Source organism: Jatrophihabitans lederbergiae (assembly GCF_031845305.1).
In the GTDB taxonomy this organism is placed as follows: Bacteria; Actinomycetota; Actinomycetes; order Mycobacteriales; family Jatrophihabitantaceae; genus Jatrophihabitans_A; species Jatrophihabitans_A lederbergiae.
Genome location: NZ_JAVREH010000034.1, coordinates 1 through 20,229, shown reverse-complemented (window position 1 = coordinate 20,229; position 20,229 = coordinate 1). Strand labels below are relative to the sequence as shown.

Here is a 20,229-nt window from a genome sequence, read left to right as displayed (position 1 = left end):
AGTGCCGCGCCGATGATCGAGGCGTCGGCCCTGACCAAGCGCTTCGAGGACTTCCTCGCGGTGGACGGGATCGACTTCTCGGTCGCCCAGGGCGAGTCTTTCGGCTTTCTCGGTCCCAACGGCGCGGGCAAGTCCTCGACCATGCGCATGGTGGGTGCGGTCTCGCCGGTCAGCGGCGGACTCCTGCGCGTCCTGGGCAAGGATCCGGCGCTCGAAGGGCCGGCGATCCGATCCCGGCTCGGCGTCGTTCCGCAGCTGGACAATCTCGACCTCGAACTGACCGTCTGGGAGAATCTGTACGTCTACGGGCGCTACTTCGGCATTCCTCGTCGGCTGCTGCGGCCCAAGATCGACGAGTTACTGGACTTCGCGCAGCTCGCCGAGCGCGCCAAGGACAAGGTCGAGCCGCTCTCCGGTGGCATGAAGCGACGGCTCACCATCGCCCGCTCGCTGATCAACGATCCCGAGATCCTGTTGCTGGACGAGCCCACCACCGGGCTGGACCCGCAGGCCCGGCACATCCTGTGGGACCGGCTCTACCGGCTGAAGCACCAGGGCGTGACGCTGGTGCTGACCACCCACTACATGGACGAGGCCGAGCAGCTGTGCGACCGGCTGGTGGTGATGGACCACGGCCGCATCGTCGCCGAGGGCTCGCCGCGGCAGCTGATCGCCGAGCACGCCACCCGCGAGGTTGCCGAGCTGCGGTTCCCGATCGGCGAGAACGAGGCGCGGGCGGAGGCGATCGGGGACCTCGCCGATCGCATCGAGGTGCTGGCCGACCGGCTGCTGCTGTACGTCGATGACGGCGAGGCCGCGCTGCGAGCGGTGCAGGACAGGGGGCTGCGGCCGGTGTCCGGCCTGGTCCGCCGCGCCAGCCTCGAAGACGTCTTCCTCCGGCTCACCGGCCGAAGCCTGGTGGACTGATGAGCGCCAGTTCCATCGGCGCGAGCGACCGGCAGACCGCCACTGCGGAGTACGTACGGGCCGGTGGTGGGGGCATCCCCGCGCTGTTCGAGTACTTCGCGATCACCGCGCGCCGGTACTTCAAGGTGTCGGCGATCTCGCAGCTCGGTGCGCCGGTCCTCTACCTGCTCGCCCTCGGGGTCGGGCTCGGCAGCGTCGTCAACAAGGGCACCGGGGCAGGGAGCCTCGGCATCAGCTACCTCAGCTTCATCGCGCCGGCCCTGGTTGCCGCGACCGCGTTGCAGGTGGGCGCCGGCGAGGCGACGTACCCGATCCTGCACGGCGGGTTCAAGTACCACCGGACTTACTTCGGCATGAACGCCACACCGCTCACCGCCACGCAGATCGCGCAGGCCACCCTCGCCTGGATCGCGGTCCGAGCCGCCCTGTCGGCCGTGCTGTACCTGCTCGTGGTCGCGGGCTTCGGCGGCCTCAGGTCGATCGCGTCCGTGCTCACCGTCCCGGTGGCGGCCCTCGGCGCGATGGCCTTCGCCGCGCCCGTGGCCGCGTATTCGGCGTCCATCGAGACCGAGGGCGGGGGCTTCGCCGCCATCTTTCGGTTCTTGGTGACGCCGATGTTCCTGTTCTCGGGGACGTTCTACCCGATCAGCACCCTGCCCGAGTGGGCGCGGTTGCTGGCCTGGGTCTCGCCGCCGTGGCACGCCACCGAGCTGGCCCGGTGGGTGTCGCTCGGGCCGCTGCACCTACGCTCCGGCGTCGGTCAGGTGAGTGGGCTGGCCGTGTTTGTGCACCTGGCGTACCTCGTCGCGCTCACCGTGGCGGGCGTGCTGCTGACCGGCTGGCGCTACCGGGTCAGGTTGTCCACGTGAGCCGATCGCTGATCCTCGACCAGGCACCCGAGAGCTCCGCCGGCGCCGGGCAGCGCCGTGGCCTGTTGCTCCGCATGCTGCCGGCCAATATCTACGCGGGCCGGTCCCGGGTGCTGATGGAGCGCTCGGTGCTGGTGTACCGCCGGTCCTGGCTGATCTTGGTGTCCGGATTCTTCGAGCCGCTGTTCTACCTGCTCTCGTTCGGCACCGGCCTCGGCGCCCTGGTCGGTGGCGTGACCGGTCCGAACGGTGAGGCGCTGACGTACGCGCAGTACATCGCACCGGCACTCCTTGCCTCCTCCGCGATGAACGGAGCCATCTTCGACTCCACCATGAACGTGTTCTTCAAGCTCAAGTACGGCAAGCTCTACGAGGGGATGCTGGCCACCTCGCTCGGCGTCCTCGACGTGGCACTCGGCGAGATCGCCTGGGCGCTCACCCGCGGCGGGCTGTACGCCATCGGCTTCGTCGCCGTGATGCTGGCCATGGGACTGATCCTGTCGCCATGGGGCCTCCTGCTGATCCCGGCGGCACTGCTGATCGCCTTCGGCTTCGCCGCTGTCGGCATGGCGGCCACCACGTTCCTGCGCTCCTGGCAGGACCTCGAGATCGTCACGCTGTTCACCCTGCCGATGTTCCTGTTCTCCGGGACGTTCTACGGCCTGAACGCCTACCCGCTGTGGCTGCGGATCGTCGTGGAATGCCTGCCGCTGCACCATGGCGTGGCGTTGATGCGCGGCCTGTCGGTCGGTGACCTGGACGCGTCGATGGCCGGGCACGTGCTGTACTTCGCGGTCATGGCCGGCATCGGGCTGTGGATCGCCAGCCGCCGGCTGGGCAAGCTCCTGATGTCCTGATCGGGCTGCGAGGCAGCTCAACGGCTCAACGGCTCAACGGCTCAACGCAGACAGCCCCGGCACTCAGCGGTGCCGCCTGCCGAACGCGCGCAGCGCGGGCCGAGGTGCCGGAGCGGTATGCGGGCTCACGGCGGCGACCGTACCGACGGGCGCGAGGACGCCGCCGGAGCTGTCGCCGAACCAGCCCTGAACGGGCCCATCCTCCAGTTCCTGGAGAAAAGCCCGGCCGGCGGCAATGACCAGATCCGGATCGTGGGTGTAGACGTAGTCGAACCGCCGCTCGCAGTCAGGCCCCTGGTCACCGCAGTCGCGGGCGGCGAACGCGGCGGCGAAGTACGGCGTGAGCACGATCATCAACCAATCGCGCTGCACCAGGCTGCCCGGCAGCAGCGAGGCCGTCCGGTACCGCGGCTCGGCGACCTCGCCGACGTCCTGCCCGAGCACCACCGTCAGGGCGTTGCGCTCCGCTATCCGGCGATAGCGTTCCTGCTCCGCGGCGTCGAAGAACCGGGCGTGCTGCAGAGCCGCCAGCACCACCCCGGCCTCGTGCGCGTCGATAGCGTGATCTTCCAGGTGGGTCGTGATGTGGCGCAGGTCCTGCTTGGCGGCCCGTTCCGGCTTCCGCGCGCCGCTGAGGATCTCGAAGGGCGATCCGCCGCCGAGCGGCTCCGGCCGTTGGCGCAGCGGGATCACCTCACGCGGCGCGGGCACCATGGCGGGTAGCGGCGCCGCCGCGCCGTAACGGTAACCCTGGCCGTAGGTGGCGCCGAAGGCTCGGGCCAGCCGCTCCTGCTCCTCGGTCTCGATACCCTCAGCGAGAACGACGGCGCCGCGCCGCTCGGCGTACGCGCGCACGGCGGCGGTGATCCGGGCGGCGGTGCGGCGGTCCACATCGCGCACCAGGGACATGTCCAGTTTGACGACGTCGGGCTGCAAGAACGGCAGCAGGGCCAGCGAGCTCTCCTCACCACCGACATCGTCGAGAGCGACGCCCCAGGCGTCGTTGCGGGCCTGGTCGGCGGCGTGCAACAGCTTGGTCACCTGTCCCTCGACGTCACGCTCGACCACCTCCAGCACCACTCGCAGGTCGGTGCGCGCCTGTGCCAGCGAGGACACCAGGTACGCGGGGCACGCGATCTCCAGACCGGCGGGCTCGACGTTGATGAACCAGGACAGGCTCGGGTGCAGGCCACTTGCCGCCACCGCTTCCATCGCGTGTGCGCGGCACAGCCAGTCCAGCTCTCCCAGCCGTCCGGCAACGCGCGCGGCCTCGATCAGGACGGCCGGTGCCTCCATCGGCGTGTCGGCCGGCCCACGGGACAGCGCCTCGAAGCCGACCACCTCCTGCGACTGCAGGTGGACGATCGGCTGAAAGAGCGTCCGGATGGCGCCGTCCCGGATCACCGCGTCGATCGTCACCGAGCGCGCGGCCGCGGCAGTCACTGACTCCGGAGGTTCCCCCGTCCGGTGAGCGATCGGGGCGGCAGCAGCCGGCGGCGAGCTCAATGCGGCCAGCGCGTCCGTGCGACTTCTGCGCTGATCGAGCTTGTCCACGACCCGGTCGGCCAGGTGTTCCAGCATCGACTGCCGCATGGCCGACGCCTCGGCGGTGGAGCGCGACCAGACGCAGAGCGTCCCGAGGGCAACGCCTTCGCGGCCCATCAGGGGCGCCGCGGCGTAGAAGCGCACCCGATCTATCGCGCCGGTGACCCAGGGGCTGGTCGCCAGTGCGGCTTCCTCGGTGGCGTCCGAGCAGATGAACGCTCCCGGTCCGGAAGCGGACTGAACCACCCAGGTGCACAGCGAGAAGGACCGGACACTGGGCCCCAGGACGACTCCCGGCGAGGCCGCGATGGGGACGAGCCGGGAGCCGTCGAGGATGTTGATCACGCGAATTCCGCCTGCAGCAACTGCTGCGCGAGCACCGCGATCTGCTGCACATCCGGATCCTGCTGGTGACCGTCGAGGGCGGCCAGCCCGTACCGCTGGAGCGAGAGACGGCGAAGCGCCTCGAGCCCACCGGGGACCGGCTCAGCCGTTCCCCGGTGGGGGTGTGGAGGGAACATCTCGGTCCTTCGCTAGGCGGAGGACCAGCTGTCCTCACTGCACCTTTCGACAGCCACCGGCGGCAGGATATAGACGTTTCATCACGATCGGACGTTACCGTGCCGGCGGCACCGCCGGCGCCATCACCAACGTCGCCCGCTCCCATACCCGGTGCAGGCCGAGGGCCGTTGTCAGCTCGTCGGTGAAGGCCTTGCCCGTCGAGTCGGCGAGCAGGACACCGGCGCCGTCCGGCGCGATGCCGGCCGACTGCAGGATGCCGGCGCCACTGCCCCAGGCCGCGACCGGCTTGCAGTGCCGGTAGGCCTCCTGCAGCAGCAGGACGAGCTTGATGTCGCCGGTGGGAGTGGTGCCGTCGGCCACGACGAGCGCGTCGAACTCGATCGAACGCACCGTGAGCAGCGTCCGCTCGATGATCTCGGTATGGCTCCCCGAGGTCAGGGTGCCGCCGACCGGTGCAATGACGTGCAGCGTCGCGCCGAGCTTCTCGACGCTCTTGCGCAGCGTCGCGATTCCCGCCAGATCGGACGCGGCGTCGGCGATGACGCCGACCTTGCGGCCGGCGATCGGGCCGGGAGTGGTGACCACCTGGGACAGCGCCGGCGACAGCTGCGCGGGCTCGACCGGAGTGCCTTCCGGCGTCGGCAGTCCGAGCCCGGCGGCCACCTGCGCGCACAGGTCGGCGTCGACATTGGCCAGCACCTGCAGCTCGCGTTCCTTGATGGCCTGCTCGTAGCACTTGCCCAGCTCGAAGGTCAGCGCCTCGATGATATGGACCTGCTCGATTCCGGACAGGCTGCGGTAGAACAGGGTCGCCTGCGAGAAATGGTCGTCGAACGAGGCAGGGTTGGCCCGCACGACGGCACCCTCGATGGGCCGCGCGATCTGCACGTAACCGCCTTCCTCGGCCGAGGCGACCAGCGGCTCGCCACCGTCGATGCTGTTCGGCAGGTACGGCGCCGACCCGGTGTGGATCGCCGTCTGATGCATGCCGTCGCGGAGCAGGTCGTTGACCGGCGCGTGCGGCCGGTTGATCGGCAGCTGCGAAAAGTTCGGGCCACCGAGCCGGGTGAGCTGGGTGTCGAGGTAGGAGAACAGCCGGGCCTGCATCAGCGGGTCGTTGGTGACCTCGATACCCGGAACCAGGTGGCCGGTGTGGAACGCGACCTGCTCGGTCTCGGCGAAGTAGTTGGTCGGGTTGCGGTCCAGGGTCAGCTTGCCGATCAGCTGCACCGGCACCAGCTCCTCGGGCACGATCTTGGTGGGATCGAGCAGGTCGATGCCCTCGAAGGTGTCCGTCCCGTCGTCGGCCATCACCTGGACGCCGAGCTCGTACTCCAGGAACGCACCGGCCTCGATGCCGTCGGCCATGTCGCGACGGTGGAAGTCGGGGTCCACTCCGGCCGCGATCTGCGCTTCTTCCCAGACCAGGGAGTGCACGCCTGCGACCGGCTTCCAGTGGAACTTCACCAGGCTGGTCTCACCGGCGGCGTTGACCAGCCGAAAGGTGTGGACGCCGAAGCCCTCCATCGTCCGGAAGGAGCGGGGAATGCCGCGGTCGCTCATGTTCCACAGGACGTGGTGGGTCGCCTCGGTGTGCAGTGAGACGAAGTCCCAGAACGTGTCGTGCGCGGACTGGGCCTGCGGGATCTCCCGATCCGGATGCGGCTTGCCGGCATGGATGACGTCGGGGAACTTGATGCCGTCCTGGATGAAGAAGACCGGAATGTTGTTGCCCACGAGGTCGAAAGTGCCCTCGTCGGTGTAGAACTTCACGGCGAAACCACGGGTGTCACGCACCGTGTCGGCGGACCCCCGGGAGCCCAGCACCGTGGAGAAGCGGGTGAAGACCGGAGTCTTGCGTCCCTTCTCGGCCAGGAATCCGGCCTTGGTGACCGACTTGGCGGTGCCGTAGGACTCGAAGACGCCGTGTGCCGCCGCACCACGGGCGTGCACCACGCGCTCCGGAATGCGCTCGTGGTCGAAGTGCGTGATCTTCTCGCGCAGGTGGAAGTCTTCGAGCAGCGTCGGGCCACGGCTACCGGCCTTGAGTGAGTGGTCGGTGTCGGGCAGCCGCACACCTTGTGCCGTGGTCAGGTACTCACCCGCTTGCGCGCGGGCGTCACTGATCGGCTCCGTGCTGTCGGCGGTAACTCCGGTGGGGCTGGTGGGCTTGGGGGCACTCTGGTCTGGCTTTCGTGGCACGGGCATGACATCTCCACAGCTACATCGATGGAGGCGACCGGTCTTCACCTGCCGCTAAACATAGCGTCGGACGGATCGGCACACGGCGGGGAGGGAGCCCTGTGACACCATCTGCGTCGGAGGAGAAAGGTGGTACCGCGGTGGTGATGACCCCCGACGTCCCGGCAATGGACGACGTTGGTGAGGACACCTGGTCGACCCTGGAGCAGCTCGCCCGGGCGTTACGGCTCAACGCGGTGGATCTGTCCGCGACCCTGGACGCCATCGTCTCGACCGTGCTGGACACGCTGCCCGCGGCCGAGCATGCCGGCCTGATCCTGCTACGGCGCGGCGAATTCGTCACGCAGACAGCCATCGGCGAGCCTCCCCAGGTGCTGGATGCGCTGCAACACGACGTCGGCACCGGACCGTGCATCGACGCGGCGCGCCAGCAGAGCGCCGTCCACATCAGCGACACCGGCACCGAGACCCGCTGGCCGGTCTTCATCGACCGGGCGATAGCGCTGGGAGTGTCCAGCATGCTGTGCGTACCGCTGTGGGTCGACACCTCGTGCCTGGGAACCCTCAGCCTCTACAGCCCGCGGTCGGCGGCCTTCAGCGATCACGACCTCCGGCTGACCGGGCTCTACGCGACGCATGCGGCACTGGCCCTGGCCGACGCGCAGCGCACCGCGCAGCTGAGCACGGCGCTGCACAATCGCGATGTGATCGGCCAGGCGAAGGGAATCCTGATCGAGCGCCACCGGCTCACTCCGGACCAGGCATTCCAGGCCCTGTCGCGTGCCTCGCAATCGGCGAACAAGAAGCTGCCGGCCGTCGCCCTGCACCTCGTCGAGACCGGCGAGCTGCTGGGTGCCTCAGTCGGCTAGCCGCCGCCGCTCAGCTGAGCGCGATGCCTGCAGCTGGGTCGCAGTCGTCGAGGAATTTCTGGCACCGCTCCGCCTCGTCACTCTCGCCGATGGCGGCCGCCGCAACAGCCAAGGCGTGCAGCGCGCGCAGAAAGCCCTGGTTCGGCCCGTGCGACCACGGCACCGGGCCGGTACCTCGCCATCCCGCCTTGCGCAGGGAGTCCAATCCGCGGTGGTAGCCGGTCCGGGCATAGGCGTAGCCCTCGATCCAGAACTCGCGGCCCAGCGCCTCCTCGGCGAGCGCTGCCCACGCCGCCGAGGATGACGGGTGCTCCGTGGCCACCTGAACCGGGTCACCGCCGGCCGCCAGCAGGGCGGTGGCAGGGTCGACGGGAAGCAGGGTACGGGGAGCGAGAAGGTCCATATGCCTATTCTGCCCGTGGCACCAAGCCACCCGGCCAGCGGCTGGCCGCCGGCCGGGTGAAGCGGGTCAGGCCGAGGCGGACGTGCCCTCGGACAGCAGGTCGCGGCAGGCCTCGACGACGCGAGCGGCCATGCCACCCTCGGCTGCCTTCAGGTAAGAGCGCGGGTCGTACACCTTCTTGTTGCCGACCTCGCCGTCGACCTTGAGCACGCCGTCGTAGTTGGTGAACATGTGACCGACGATGGGCCGGGTGAAGGCGTATTGGGTGTCGGTGTCGACGTTCATCTTCACCACGCCGTAGGACACGGCCTCGCGAATCTCGTCCAGCGTCGAACCGGAACCACCGTGGAACACCAGGTCGAACGGCTTGGAGCCCTCCGGCAGGCCGAGCTTGCGCGAGGCCAGCTGCTGGCCACCCTTGAGGACGACCGGGCGCAGCTTGACGTTGCCCGGCTTGTATACGCCGTGCACGTTGCCGAACGTGGCCGCGAGCAGGTAGCGGCCCTTCTCGCCCGAGCCCAGTGCGTCGAGCGTCGCCGCGTAGTCCTCGTCCGTCGTGTAGAGCTTGTCGTTGATCTCGTTCGCGACGCCGTCCTCCTCACCGCCCACGACGCCGATCTCGAGCTCGAGGACGATGTGCGCGTCGTGCGCCAGGGCCAGCAGCTCCTGGGCGATCGTGAGATTCTCATCCAGCGGGATCGCCGAGCCGTCCCACATGTGCGACTGGAACAGCGGGTCCTTGCCCGCGTTGACGCGCTCCGCCGAGAGGGCGAGCAACGGACGGACGTAGCCGTCCAGCTTGTCCTTCGGGCAGTGGTCGGTGTGCAGCGCGACGTTGATCGAGTACTTGGCGGCGACCACGTGGGCGAACTCGGCCAGCGCGACGGCGCCGGTGACCATGTCCTTCACGCCGGTGCCGGACGCGAACTCCGCACCCCCGGTGGAGACCTGGATGATGCCGTCGCTGCCGGCGTCGGAGAAGCCCTTGAGCGCGGCGTTCACCGACTCCGAGGACGTGCAGTTGATCGCCGGGTAGGCAAAGCCGCCCTCCTTGGCACGGTCCAGCATGTGGTTGTAGATCTCGGGAGTGGCGATGGGCATTGAAGTCTCCGTCACGATTCTTGGGCGGCTGGCATATCGAGCCTGAGCCGGCCCCGCTGAAGGCAGGGTGGGCCCACGCTGGCCCGCCGGTCGGGGAAAGTATTCCACTTCGCCCCTGCGCTTGCGGCGAACACCGGTAGCGCACACCGCGGCCGTTCTGGTGAGGTTGCGGGATGGACGTCCTGGTGCTCGGCGGAACGGTGTTTCTCTCGCGCGCGGTTGCGGAACTGGCGGTGGCCAGCGGTCACAACGTCACCACCTTCAACCGCGGCCGCACCGGCAGCCCGGTGGCGGGAGCCCGCGCGATCACCGGCGACCGGACCCGGCCCGAGGAGCTGGCTCAGCTGGCGGGTATGGCCTTCGACCTGGTGTTCGACACCGGATACCTGCCCGAGTTGGTGAACGCTGCCGCGCGGTTGCTGGAGCCGAGCGCCGCCCACTACGCCTTCACCTCCAGCATCAACGCCTATCCGGGCTGGCCCGAGGCTGCCGACTACCACGCCGGCGGTGTGTACGACGGCGATCCGGACGCCGTCGGCGAGCAGGTTCCCGACGGGTTGGACGGTGCCGGTCCGTACGGCTGGCGCAAGGTCGGTGCTGAGCGGGCAGTGCTGCGGGCCTTCGGGCCTGACCGGACGTCGATTCTGCGGGCCGGCCTGATCGTCGGTCCCCGGGACGCCTCCGGCCGGCTGCCGTGGTGGCTGGACCGGATCGCCCGCGGCGGTGAGATCCTGGCGCCGGGCGAGCCGACCGATCCGGTGCGGCTCATCGACGCCCGTGACATCGCCGAGTTCGCTCTCACCCGGCCGCCGGGCACATTCGAGGTCACCGGCCCGGTCGGCCAGGCCACTCGCGGCGAGCTGTTCGAGCAGGCCCGGTCCGTCACGGGCTCGGACGCGGAGTTCGTCTGGGTGCCGGACGAGGTACTGGACTCGGCGGCCATCGAGGGCTGGACGGAGCTGCCGCTGTGGCTGCCGGCGGCAGCTGCCCCGAGCGCCTGGCGCCACGACACCACCACGGCGGAGGCGGCTGGCTTGCGAACGCGCCCCTTGGGGCAGACGCTTGCCGACACCTGGGCCTGGATGAGCTCCATCGAGGGCGGCTGGCAGCCGAGCGAGGGCGCCCCCGGTCTGACCCCAGCCCGGGAACGGCAGGTGCTGGCGGACTACCGGAGCTGAGCCGGTCCCGGCCCGATCATTCGGGACGGATACTCTGCCTTGTACCGAACTCGGACGATGCTACGGTCCCTCACCTCCTCGTTTCCAGAATCAGGCTCGACATGCCTTCTCACGGCACTGCTATGCGAGTAAGCGTCACCGTAGCGCTTTCCCTATGCGCCGTCAGTGCCTCAACATCGTTGGCAACTGCCAGTTCCGCGGATGCCGTTACCCCCAGTTCTGCAACGTCGGTGCCACTGGCTCGCCCGGGACATATTCGTTCACGGCGCAGATGACCCTGTGCGGTGGGATCAAGGGCCGAGGATGGGTGGATTGCGGCAACCTAGGCTTCACCTTCACCGGGCCGACGCTCAACTCTGTGAATGGCCCGAGCAAAGCGACGTGCGGCGCAGGCGAAGGCTCCATCAATGGTTGGGGTTACCATCTACAGAACCCGTATGAGACCAACTGGAACCCTCTACAAGCTCGGTGGGCACTAGCCAGCCCAGGGCATTTAAGGCGCGATGGCGTGTTGATCGAGTAGACAGTTTCTGTGCCGCGCGGATTACCGATGTCAACTCTTCGTCTCAACTTGAGCATGATGCACCCTCTGGGGTGGAGCATGCGGGGTATGCCCACAGGTTGGGGACGCGGCAGGTGCCGGCGCACGCCGGGGACATCGTCAGCTACTGGGTTCGGACACTTTGGCCGTTGCAGCCTCTGGCTGGTGACGTAGTGATCGCTAGCATCGACCCACCCCAACTTATAGCGGCGCGCACGTCGCGAGAGATCTGGGCTGTCAGGCTGTCGAGCCAGGTCTGTAGCGTATTGGCATGAAGCGTGGCCCCCAGCAAGATGCGCAGGCTTTACCAGAGATACCTGTGTCCGTTATCGCGGATGACGCTGGACCACCTAATGGGTTATCCTCCACGACGACGCGCCTCGTCCCAGATTCCGCTATCAGGCTTTGCGCGGTAGCATTTCTTACCGTCGGATCTTTCACCCGCTTATGGTCGACCACTGCGACATCGGATGTGACCACCGGCGTCAATCCGGGAACTGATCAAATTCGATTTGATTTCAGCATGTGGGGCTCAGTCACCAGCAGTCCCGCTGGCATCCCCACCCTCGGTGTTCAGGGTGCTCCGAGTTTCGGCTACGCATTGATCGCTACTGCCCTGGCGCTCCTTCTTTCCGTTCTGCTCGGTATGGCTTCTGAAACCTACCGGGAGAAGTCAAGATGTCTTCGACTCTATGCAGCCTTTTCACTCCTTGGGGTCGTTATCTCGGAGATGCTTTCATTCGAAGCGATTTCGCACACCGCCCACCAGGCTCCAGCCGCTTCAGCGCACCCCGGTCCGTCGCTGTTCTTGTCACTGGCCGGGCTGGTGCTGAGTCTGGCACCTGACAAATTACTCTTCAGCTTCCAGTCGCGCCGCGCGTCCTGACCCTGGGGTCGCATAACGCTGCCGCGGGAGTCCACCGGTGACCAAGGACTCGGCACGTGACACCGGACGAAAGAAGCGGCACGGCACCCGGAGCGGCCACGTTGCGCGAGCGAAAGACCGCCTAACCGTTGGCCGCAACTGGTGGATCTGACCATTGCCGTGCCATTGGTCGCGCCTTCCCACTGAGCTCGACGTGCACGCAACGCTGAGCGTTGATGCATCCGAGAGTCGTACGTGGCGTGGTCGCCCAGGCGGATCAGCTGTACGAATCCTGTGCCGCGCAGACAGCAGACAGCACAACGGCCGGGCTCGAGGTCCGAAGACTCCGAGCCCGGCCGGTCGTGGGGCTTACTGGCTGGGGTTCGAGATGTCGCCGCGCCAGGCGCCGTCCTCGTGTCCCTGGCTCTCGATGTACTTCTTGAACCGCTCCAGGTCGGCGTGCACCTGGCGGTCATCGACGCCGACCAGCGCGCCGGCCTTCTCGATGATGCCCTCGGTCTCCCAGTCGATCTGGACGGTGACCTTGGTTTCGTTGTCGGACAGCCGGTGGAACGTCACCACGCCGGCCTGGGTCTTGCCGTCGGTGCTCTTCCATGCGACTCGCTCGTCAGGGTGCTGCTCGGTGATCTCGGTGTCGAATTCCCGGGTCACGCCACCGATCTTGGTGACCCAGTGCGAGTGGGTGTCATCGGTCTGGGTGATGCTCTCGACGCCGCCCATGAACTGCGGGAACGTCTCGAACTGGGTCCACTGGTTGTAGGCGGTGCGGACCGGAACGGACACGTTGACGGTCTTGATGACGCTGGGCATGCAATTACCTTGCCTTTCTACGGTGGCCTCTCCTTGTGGGTTCAAGGATCTGTGGGTTCAAGGATCTCATCCGACGCGGCGGGGCTCCCCCGTCAAAGGTTTCACCGTACGCCGGCGCATGATGACGCGCTGAGCGTCGCGCAAGATTCTCCGGCGCGGTCCGTAAGCTGCCGTGTCATGACGCAGAACGCGGCCACCGCACTTCTGGCGAGCCCGATCTCGCCCAACCACCTGCTCGGGACGTACGGCCTCGCCGGCTTGTTGATCATCATCTTCGCCGAGTGCGGTTTGCTGATCGGCTTCTTTCTGCCCGGTGACACGCTGCTGTTCGCGGCGGGGTTGGTGCTGGCGATCAATGACCCGTCGGTGCGGCTGCCGAGCCTGCCGGTCCTGCTGATCACCCTGCCGATAGCCGCCGTGGCCGGCAACCTCGTCGGATACTGGATCGGCCGGGAGGCAGGGCCCAAGGTCTTCGACCGGCCGCGGTCCCGGCTCTTCAAACCCGAGTACGTGACCCGCTCGCAGGCCTTCTTCGACCGCTTCGGAGCCGCGACCGTGCTGCTGGCCCGGTTCGTTCCGGTCGTACGGACGGTGGCCACGGTGATGGCGGGCGTCGGCCGGATGCGTTTCGCGCTGTACGCGGTGTACTCGCTCATCGGCGGCATCGTCTGGACGGACGGGGTGCTGCTGCTCGGGCACTGGCTGGGTCACATCGCGTTCGTCCGCGACACCATCGCCCCGAAGATCGACCTGATCCTCGTCACCGTGGTGGTGCTGTCCATCCTCCCCACCCTCATCCACTGGTGGCGCAGCCGCAAGTCGGCTCCCTCGACCGGTATCTGACCGACTTCTCGATCCGCGGTCACTGCTTGCGACCGCGTCGTACTGTCGTAACGGTGACTGTTCCTGGCGTTTCAGCCGTCCGCGAGCGCATCGCGACGGCCTTGTTCGAGCGGGTCGCCGGCACCGAGGGCCCTGAGCGGCGCGATCGTATCCAGCTCTCCGAGGGGCCGCGCTGGTTCGCCGAGGACCGCCCGATCCGGCAGGTGCACGCCGACGCTTCGATGTTCGTCGGTGGCCTGCGCGCGCTGCTGCTGCAGTCGCTGCACCCGTTGGCGATGGCAGGCGTCGCCGGGCACTCCGGATTCCGCGGCGACCCCTGGGGCCGGTTGCAGCGCACCAGCCACTTCCTGGCGGTGACCAGCTTCGGCACCGAGTCCGACGCCGAGGCGATGATCGCCAGAATCCGCCGAATCCATGAGCGGGTTCAGGGCACCGCCCCGGACGGCCGGCCGTACGCGGCGTCGGACCCACACCTGCTTCGGTGGGTGCACGTTGCTGAGGTGGACAGCTTTCTGTACGCCTACCAGCGGTACGGAGCACATCCGCTGGACCAAGCCGGCCGCGACGGCTACGTCACCGATACCGCCAAGGTCGCCGCGGCGCTCGGAGTGATCGACCCGCCGACGACCGAGGCGCAAATCCGGGCCGAGCTCACGGCGTACCGGCCCGAGCTCGGGGGCACCCACGAGGCCCGGGATGCCGCACGATTCATGCTGCTTCAGCCGCCGCTGCCACTGGCGGTACGTCCGCCGTACGGTCTGCTCGCCGCAGCGGCCGTGGCCAGCCTGCCCTGGTGGGCGCGCTGGCCGCTGCGGCTGCCCTACCTTCCCGTCGCCGAGGCGACCGTGGTGCGGTTGGCCGGCGACGGGCTGGTGCGCACCATTCGCTGGGCGATGGCCCCGCCCGAATCATCCCCTCTCGAATCAGCCCCTCCTCACTCAGCCGCCTAGCGCGCTCACTTTCCGGCCGGCAGCTTCTTCGCCGCCTGCTCGCAGGCCTTGCGGGCGACTGGATCGTGCGGCTGGACGTGGATGCCGAAGAACGTCGCGTCGCAGCGCTTCGCCGCATTGCCGGCGGCAGTTGCGACCCGGTCGCGCTGCTGGTAGACCGCGATGGCGAGCACCAGCACGACGACCAGTACGACCAGTCGCGTGATGATCTTGGTGACGAACCGCGCGATCGCCAGTCCGATGAGCACCAGCAGGACAATCGTCAGGATTCCGACGCTCCTCACCTGGCTGGTGTCGAGTGCCGTGACGAGGGTCGTCTGCGCGTGCGGGCTCATACGGCAGCACGCTAGTGCAGCGCTTGGATAAACTGTTCCGGACACAGCTCTTCCACGCGACCGCCCCGAGGCGAATACCGCATGCGGAGCCATCAGCGAACGTCCACAAGCCAGGGGGCCCCTACACGTGAGCACGCCAGAACGAGAGCTGGGGAACCCTCCCAAGCTCAAGGACGGCGTCCTGCGCATCGTCGCGCTCGGCGGGATCAGCGAAGTCGGCCGGAACATGACCATGTTCGAGAGCCGGTCGCCGGCTCCGGACGCCACCTCGACGACAAGGTCCGGTAAGCCACGGCTGCTGGTCGTGGACTGCGGGATGCTGCTCGGCAAGACGAACGCGCCCGGTGTCGACCTCGGCCTGCCGGACTGGTCGGCCTACGTCGACCGGCTGGCCGACATCGACGCCATCGTGCTCACGCACGGCCATGAGGACCACATCGGCGCGCTGCCCTACCTGCTGCGGTCGCGCCCCGACATTCCCCTGATCGGCTCCCGGCTGACCCTGGCGCTGGTCTCGGCCAAGCTCGAACAGCACCGGATCCGGCCGGACCTGCGGATCGTTCGCGAGGGCGAACGGCTGACCGTCGGTGACTGGGACCTGCAGTTCTACGCGGTCAACCACTCGATTCCGGACGCTCTCGCGGTGGCCATTCGGACGTCTGCCGGCACCGTGCTGCACACCGGCGACTTCAAGATGGACCAGACCCCGCTGGACGGCCGGATCACCGACCTTCCAGGCTTCTCACGGCTGGGTGACGAGGGTGTCGACCTGCTGCTGGCCGACTCGACCAACGCCGAGGTTCCCGGCTTCATCCCGAGCGAGCGCGAGGTCGGCAAGGTCGTCACCGACGTCATCACCCGCGCGACCGGCCGGGTGATCGTCGCGTGCTTCGCCAGTCACGTGCACCGGGTCCAGCAGGTGCTCGACGCCGCCGAGGAGTCCGGCCGGCACGCAGCACTGGTCGGGCGCTCGATGATCCGCAACATGCAGATCGCCCGCGATCTCGGGCTGCTGCGCGTGCCTGAGGGTGTCCTGGTCGATCTACGTGACGCCGAGTCGCTGCCCTCGAACCGGATCATGCTGATCTGTACGGGGTCCCAGGGCGAGCCGCTGTCGGCGCTGAGCCGGATGGCCAACCGGGAGCACCCGACCATCCGCATTGTCAGCGACGACACCATCCTGCTGGCGTCCTCGCTGATTCCGGGCAACGAGCACTCGGTGTTCAACGTCATCAACGGCCTGTCCCGGCTCGGGGCCAAGGTGGTCCATAAGTCCACCGCGCTGGTGCACGTCTCCGGTCACGCCCCGGCCGGTGAGCTGCGCTACCTGCTCAACGCGGTGCGGCCGAAGAACCTGATGCCGGTGCACGGCGAGTGGCGCCACCTGCGCGCCCATGCCGCGATCGCCCGCTCGACCGGGATGACGGACGAGCACATCATGCTGGCCGAGAACGGCGTGGTCGTGGACCTGACCGGCTCGAACGCCGAACTGGTGGGTCAGATCGAGATCGGCAACGTCTACGTGGACGGACTCGCGGTAGGTGACATCGGCGACGTGGCAATCCGGCAGCGCCAGATCCTCGGTGACGAGGGCTTCGTGTCGATCCTGGTCGCGGTCGACCTGCGGGCCGGCAAGGTGGTCTACGGGCCGGAGCTGACCGCCCGCGGCTTCACCGATGATCCTGACGCGCTGGACCCGATCCGCATCGAGCTCATCAAGACCGTGGAGAAGGCAGTGGCCGACGGCGTCCGGGACGCCGACGCGCTGGCGCACATCGTCCGCCGGACGGTGGGGCGTTGGGTCGACAAGAAGTACCGCCGCCGCCCGATGCTGATGCCGATGGTGATCGAGGTATAGCCGCCGATGCCGAACACCCGCCCGACCGTCCAGCCGGGGGCCGTCTCGCCCATGCTCGGCACCCCCCCGAACATCACCCCGCCTGCCTACGTGGACAACGCCGGCAAGCCGACCGGGGCACCGTGGGACCGTGATGACCCGATGGTCAAGGACGCCGAGACCGTCGAGAAGATGCGCCGGGCAGGTCGGATCGCCGCCCTGGCTCGCGACGAGGTCGGCCGGCACGTCGCGCCCGGCGTCACCACCGACGAGCTCGACCGGATCGGCCACGAGTTCCTGCTCGACCACGGCGCCTACCCCTCGACGCTCGGCTACAAGGGCTTTCCGAAGTCGCTGTGCTCGTCGGTGAACGAGGTCGTCTGCCATGGCATCCCCGACAACCTCGCGCTCGTGGACGGTGACGTGGTGAAGATCGACATCACCGCTTATCTCGACGGCGTGCACGGTGACACCTGCGCCACGTTCTTCGCCGGCGAGCCGAGTGACGAGGTACGGCTGCTGTCCGAGCGGACGCACGAGGCAATGATGCGCGGGATCAAGGCAGCGCGCCCAGGTCGTCCCGTCAGCGTCATCGGCCGGGTCATCGAGTCCTACGCCAAGCGTTTCGACTACGGCGTGATCCGGGACTTCACGGGGCACGGGGTCGGGCAGTCCTTCCACGCCAAGCCGACCGTCTGGCCCTACGACGAGCCCCGGGCGACGACGCTGATCCAGGCCGGTATGACCTTCACGGTCGAGCCGATGCTCACTCTGGGCGGGTACGCCTGGGACATGTGGGACGACGGCTGGACGGTGGTCACCCGCGACAAGTCCTGGGTCGCGCAGTGGGAGCACACGCTGCACATCACCGACGAGGGCGCCGAGATCCTCACCCTCGCCTGAGCGCGGCCGCTAACCTGGCCCGGTGACCGACGCAGATGTGATCGTGGTCGGTGGTGGGCTGGCCGGGCTGGTCGCCACCGCCGAGTTGGCCGATGCCGGACGCACGGTGATCCTCATTGACCAGGAGCCCGAACAGGCACTGGGTGGCCAGGCGTTCTGGTCCTTCGGTGGGCTGTTCCTGGTCAACTCACCGGAGCAACGCAGGTTGCGGATCAAGGACCCCGCCGAGCTGGCGATGCAGGACTGGCTGGGAACCGCCGGCTTCGATCGGCCGGAAGATTACTGGCCCCGGCGGTGGGCCGAGGCCTACGTCGACTTCGCGGCCGGTGAGAAGCGGTTCTGGCTGCACGCTCAGGGAATGCGGTTCTTCCCCGTGGTCGGCTGGGCTGAGCGGGGTGGTTACCTCGCCACCGGACACGGCAACTCGGTGCCGCGGTTCCACGTCACCTGGGGTACCGGGCCAGAGGTTCTCGCACCGTTTCTCCGGCGGGTCCGGGAGGCGGAAGAGCGCGGCCTGGTGACATGCAAGTTCCGGCACCAGGTGGACGCGCTCACCAGCACCGCCGGTGTGGTGGACGGCGTGCGCGGCTCGGTGCTGGCTCCCAGCGGCGTCGAACGCGGCCGGACTAGCTCCCGCGAGAAGGTCGGTGACTTCGAGCTACGCGCCCAGGCGGTTCTCGTGACGTCGGGCGGCATCGGCGGCGACCACGACCTGGTCCGACGCAACTGGCCGGCCCGGCTTGGGGCGCCGCCGAAGACCATGGTCGCCGGCGTGCCCGCGCACGTGGACGGCCGGATGCTGACGATCACGGCGGATACCGGCGCCCGCGTCATCAACGCCGACCGGATGTGGCACTACACCGAGGGCCTGCAGAACTGGAACCCGATCTGGCCGAACCACGGGATCCGGATCCTGCCCGGTCCGTCCTCGGTGTGGTTGGACGCGCGCGGCCAGCGGCTGCCGGTCCCGCTCTTCCCGGGTTTCGACACCCTGGGGACGTTGGAGCACCTGATGAAGACCGGCTACGACTACAGCTGGTTCGTGCTCACGCAGAAGATCATCGACAAGGAGTTCTCGCTGTCGGGGTCCGAGCAGAACCCGGACCTGACCGGCAAGTCGATCCGCGAGGTACTGACGCGTGGACGGGGCGGCGCTCCGGCGCCGGTGGCCGCCTTCCAGCGCAACGGCGCGGATTTCGTCACCGCGGTGACGCTGCGCGAGCTGGTGGCGGGCATGAACGCCCTGGTGGGTGCGGACCTGGTCGACCTCGCCGACCTGCAACGCCAACTGGAGGCGCGGGACCGCGAGATCGGCAACAAGTTCACGAAGGACCTGCAGGTCACCGCCATCCGCGGTGCCCGGGCCTACCTCGGCGACAGGCTCACCCGGGTCGCGGCGCCGCACCGGCTCCTGGACCCCGCGGCCGGTCCCCTCGTCGCCGTACGGCTGAACATCCTCACCCGCAAGACGCTGGGCGGCCTGGAGACGGATTTGGACGGACGGGCACTGACGGCCACCGGTGATCCGCGGCCGGGCGTGTACGCGGCCGGCGAGGTTGCGGGTTTCGGAGGCGGCGGCATGCACGGCTACCGCTCTCTGGAAGGGACGTTCCTCGGTGGCTGCATCTTCTCGGGACGGGTGGCCGGCCGCGCGGCCGCGGCGGCGGTGTCCTGAGAACCCGCAGTGCCGTGTCTTCGCCCCGCGGGCAGCGGTGTCCCGAGCGCCTCAGTTCTCGGCTCGTACCAGCTGTGCGAGTATCCGGTTCAGCGTCGTCAGGTCGTCGGCAGCGAGCCGGGCGCAGCGTTGGCGGGGGCTCGCCCTGGATGCACGGCGACCTCGGCACGGCGCGGCGACCGGCGTCGGTGATGGTCTTGATCCGTCAGTCCTGCAGATGGGTACTCCGCTGCACCAGATAGCCCCGTCGGAACCGGAGTTGATCACGGAACCGACGATAACGACGCCCAGTGACGCGCCGACCTGACGGCTGGTGGAGGCGACTGCCGCAGTCACCCCTGCCTGCGCGCGCGGCATTCCGGAGACGGCGGTGTTCGTGATCGGCGCGTTCACCATCCCGAAGCAGAACGCAAAGACGATGTAGCCACCGATCAGCCAGTAATAGCTGGTGTTCCGGTCCAGCCGTGAGCGCGCAGGCGCTGAAGGCACCGAATGCGCATACGGCAATTCGGTGCTGCCGGTGAACGGAAAGGCTCCGGAAGAAGCGCAGCTCGATGAGCGGGTCGATCCGCCGTGGCTCGTACCGCAGCAGCGCGATCACCGCCAGCGCGCGTGCACGCTCCGTCGGATCGTGAAGACGTTTTGCAGGGCCTCGACCAACGTGGAGGGGCTCGTTCGTTGGATGACAAGGCCACGTTGACGATGGTATCCATGCCACAACGATTGCAGCGAACAAAGATTAGCTGACCGCCGCGGAGCAGCCTCAATCAGTTGGAGCTATAAACGTAGGGAGCGCCGGGTCGTCCCGGTGGTGGCGGGTGCGTCCTGGCGCTGCTTTGGGGGTGGAATGGGGGGAATGCAGTGAAGGCCGTTCCGGGGGGTGCCCCGGGACGGCCTTGACTGTAGTGGTGTGTCCGGCGACGTCCTACTCTCCCACGCAGTGGCCCGCGCAGTACCATCGGCGCTGAGAGGCTTA

Annotated in this window: 18 protein-coding genes; 11 read left to right on the top strand and 7 right to left on the bottom strand. The window is 68.2% G+C overall.

Going from position 1 to position 20,229, the window contains the following annotated elements:
* Positions 1 to 12 precede the first annotated feature (12 nt).
* The 3 genes from RM423_RS18060 to RM423_RS18050 all read left to right on the top strand — a co-directional run bounded on the left by RM423_RS18060 (position 13) and on the right by RM423_RS18050 (position 2,653).
* Positions 13 to 927 carry an ABC transporter ATP-binding protein gene (locus RM423_RS18060; protein ID WP_396327780.1) on the top strand — a complete coding sequence of 305 codons (915 nt, stop codon included), beginning with the start codon at positions 13 to 15 and terminating at the stop codon, positions 925 to 927.
* The gene (locus RM423_RS18055) at positions 927 to 1,796 is read left to right on the top strand and encodes an ABC transporter permease (RefSeq protein WP_311424439.1); all 870 of its coding nucleotides are present in this window, start codon (positions 927 to 929) and stop codon (positions 1,794 to 1,796) included. Before RM423_RS18060 ends, RM423_RS18055 begins: the two co-directional genes overlap by 1 nt.
* Before the next feature lie 74 nt (positions 1,797 to 1,870).
* Entirely contained in the window at positions 1,871 to 2,653 is a 783-nt protein-coding gene (locus tag RM423_RS18050) for an ABC transporter permease (RefSeq protein WP_396327779.1), read from the top strand.
* Between the two features lie 63 nt (positions 2,654 to 2,716).
* Here RM423_RS18050 and RM423_RS18045 read toward each other — a convergent pair whose 3' ends face one another.
* The 3 genes from RM423_RS18045 to RM423_RS18035 all read right to left on the bottom strand — a co-directional run bounded on the left by RM423_RS18045 (position 2,717) and on the right by RM423_RS18035 (position 6,928).
* A complete protein-coding gene (locus RM423_RS18045) occupies positions 2,717 to 4,543 on the bottom strand; it encodes a sensor domain-containing phosphodiesterase (RefSeq protein WP_311424437.1) in 1,827 nt (608 codons plus the stop codon).
* Positions 4,540 to 4,719, bottom strand: coding sequence for a hypothetical protein (locus RM423_RS18040; protein WP_311424436.1), 180 nt, complete (start codon positions 4,717 to 4,719; stop codon positions 4,540 to 4,542). Before RM423_RS18040 ends, RM423_RS18045 begins: the two co-directional genes overlap by 4 nt.
* Before the next feature lie 94 nt (positions 4,720 to 4,813).
* Positions 4,814 to 6,928 carry a catalase gene (locus RM423_RS18035; protein ID WP_311424435.1) on the bottom strand — a complete coding sequence of 705 codons (2,115 nt, stop codon included), beginning with the start codon at positions 6,926 to 6,928 and terminating at the stop codon, positions 4,814 to 4,816.
* Between the two features lie 140 nt (positions 6,929 to 7,068).
* Between RM423_RS18035 and RM423_RS18030 the strand changes: the two genes are divergently transcribed.
* Positions 7,069 to 7,791: a GAF and ANTAR domain-containing protein gene (locus RM423_RS18030; protein ID WP_311424454.1), complete on the top strand. Its 723-nt coding sequence runs from the start codon at positions 7,069 to 7,071 to the stop codon at positions 7,789 to 7,791.
* Between the two features lie 10 nt (positions 7,792 to 7,801).
* On the opposite strand, the gene RM423_RS18025 is transcribed toward RM423_RS18030, so the two are convergent.
* Positions 7,802 to 8,194, bottom strand: coding sequence for a DUF3151 domain-containing protein (locus RM423_RS18025; protein ID WP_311424434.1), 393 nt, complete (start codon positions 8,192 to 8,194; stop codon positions 7,802 to 7,804).
* Between the two features lie 66 nt (positions 8,195 to 8,260).
* Positions 8,261 to 9,310 carry a class II fructose-bisphosphate aldolase gene (gene fbaA / locus RM423_RS18020; RefSeq protein ID WP_311424433.1) on the bottom strand — a complete coding sequence of 350 codons (1,050 nt, stop codon included), beginning with the start codon at positions 9,308 to 9,310 and terminating at the stop codon, positions 8,261 to 8,263.
* 158 nt (positions 9,311 to 9,468) lie between these two features.
* Here fbaA and RM423_RS18015 point away from each other — a divergent pair, with 158 nt between their 5' ends.
* The gene (locus RM423_RS18015) at positions 9,469 to 10,473 is read left to right on the top strand and encodes an NAD-dependent epimerase/dehydratase family protein (RefSeq protein WP_311424432.1); all 1,005 of its coding nucleotides are present in this window, start codon (positions 9,469 to 9,471) and stop codon (positions 10,471 to 10,473) included.
* Between the two features lie 1,013 nt (positions 10,474 to 11,486).
* Positions 11,487 to 11,900, top strand: a complete 414-nt coding sequence (locus RM423_RS18010) for a hypothetical protein (protein ID WP_311424431.1) — start codon at positions 11,487 to 11,489, stop codon at positions 11,898 to 11,900.
* A gap of 348 nt (positions 11,901 to 12,248) precedes the next feature.
* On the opposite strand, the gene RM423_RS18005 is transcribed toward RM423_RS18010, so the two are convergent.
* Positions 12,249 to 12,710, bottom strand: a complete 462-nt coding sequence (locus tag RM423_RS18005) for an SRPBCC family protein (protein ID WP_311424430.1) — start codon at positions 12,708 to 12,710, stop codon at positions 12,249 to 12,251.
* A 177-nt stretch (positions 12,711 to 12,887) separates the two neighbouring features.
* On the opposite strand from RM423_RS18005, the gene RM423_RS18000 reads away from it, so the two are divergent.
* Together RM423_RS18000 and RM423_RS17995 are read left to right on the top strand one after the other, a co-directional pair.
* Entirely contained in the window at positions 12,888 to 13,553 is a 666-nt protein-coding gene (locus RM423_RS18000; protein ID WP_311424429.1) for a DedA family protein, read from the top strand.
* A 53-nt stretch (positions 13,554 to 13,606) separates the two neighbouring features.
* A complete protein-coding gene (locus RM423_RS17995) occupies positions 13,607 to 14,503 on the top strand; it encodes an oxygenase MpaB family protein (protein ID WP_311424428.1) in 897 nt (298 codons plus the stop codon).
* A 5-nt stretch (positions 14,504 to 14,508) separates the two neighbouring features.
* Here RM423_RS17995 and RM423_RS17990 read toward each other — a convergent pair whose 3' ends face one another.
* Positions 14,509 to 14,838 carry a hypothetical protein gene (locus RM423_RS17990; protein WP_311424427.1) on the bottom strand — a complete coding sequence of 110 codons (330 nt, stop codon included), beginning with the start codon at positions 14,836 to 14,838 and terminating at the stop codon, positions 14,509 to 14,511.
* 127 nt (positions 14,839 to 14,965) lie between these two features.
* Between RM423_RS17990 and RM423_RS17985 the strand changes: the two genes are divergently transcribed.
* The 3 genes from RM423_RS17985 to RM423_RS17975 are packed head-to-tail and all read left to right on the top strand — an operon-like array spanning position 14,966 to position 19,253.
* Positions 14,966 to 16,696, top strand: coding sequence for a ribonuclease J (locus RM423_RS17985; RefSeq protein WP_311424426.1), 1,731 nt, complete (start codon positions 14,966 to 14,968; stop codon positions 16,694 to 16,696).
* A gap of 6 nt (positions 16,697 to 16,702) precedes the next feature.
* A complete protein-coding gene (gene map, locus RM423_RS17980; protein ID WP_311424425.1) occupies positions 16,703 to 17,578 on the top strand; it encodes a type I methionyl aminopeptidase in 876 nt (291 codons plus the stop codon).
* Positions 17,579 to 17,600: 22 nt separating this feature from the next.
* Entirely contained in the window at positions 17,601 to 19,253 is a 1,653-nt protein-coding gene (locus tag RM423_RS17975; RefSeq protein ID WP_311424424.1) for an FAD-binding dehydrogenase, read from the top strand.
* Positions 19,254 to 20,229: the final 976 nt, after the last annotated feature.

Excerpts from the sequence above, each read along its gene's own strand:
- RM423_RS18055 (WP_311424439.1), top strand. The coding sequence starts at position 927 with ATGAGCGCCAGTTCCATCGGCGCGAGCGACCGGCAGACCGCCACTGCG.
- RM423_RS18035 (WP_311424435.1), bottom strand. The coding sequence starts at position 6,928 with ATGCCCGTGCCACGAAAGCCAGACCAGAGTGCCCCCAAGCCCACCAGC.
- RM423_RS18030 (WP_311424454.1), top strand. The coding sequence starts at position 7,069 with ATGACCCCCGACGTCCCGGCAATGGACGACGTTGGTGAGGACACCTGG.
- RM423_RS18050 (WP_396327779.1), top strand. The coding sequence starts at position 1,871 with ATGCTGCCGGCCAATATCTACGCGGGCCGGTCCCGGGTGCTGATGGAG.
- RM423_RS18005 (WP_311424430.1), bottom strand. The coding sequence starts at position 12,710 with ATGCCCAGCGTCATCAAGACCGTCAACGTGTCCGTTCCGGTCCGCACC.
- RM423_RS18015 (WP_311424432.1), top strand. The coding sequence starts at position 9,469 with ATGGACGTCCTGGTGCTCGGCGGAACGGTGTTTCTCTCGCGCGCGGTT.
- RM423_RS17990 (WP_311424427.1), bottom strand. The coding sequence starts at position 14,838 with ATGAGCCCGCACGCGCAGACGACCCTCGTCACGGCACTCGACACCAGC.
- RM423_RS18000 (WP_311424429.1), top strand. The coding sequence starts at position 12,888 with ATGACGCAGAACGCGGCCACCGCACTTCTGGCGAGCCCGATCTCGCCC.
- RM423_RS18025 (WP_311424434.1), bottom strand. The coding sequence starts at position 8,194 with ATGGACCTTCTCGCTCCCCGTACCCTGCTTCCCGTCGACCCTGCCACC.
- RM423_RS18040 (WP_311424436.1), bottom strand. The coding sequence starts at position 4,719 with ATGTTCCCTCCACACCCCCACCGGGGAACGGCTGAGCCGGTCCCCGGT.
- map (WP_311424425.1), top strand. The coding sequence starts at position 16,703 with ATGCCGAACACCCGCCCGACCGTCCAGCCGGGGGCCGTCTCGCCCATG.
- RM423_RS18060 (WP_396327780.1), top strand. The coding sequence starts at position 13 with ATGATCGAGGCGTCGGCCCTGACCAAGCGCTTCGAGGACTTCCTCGCG.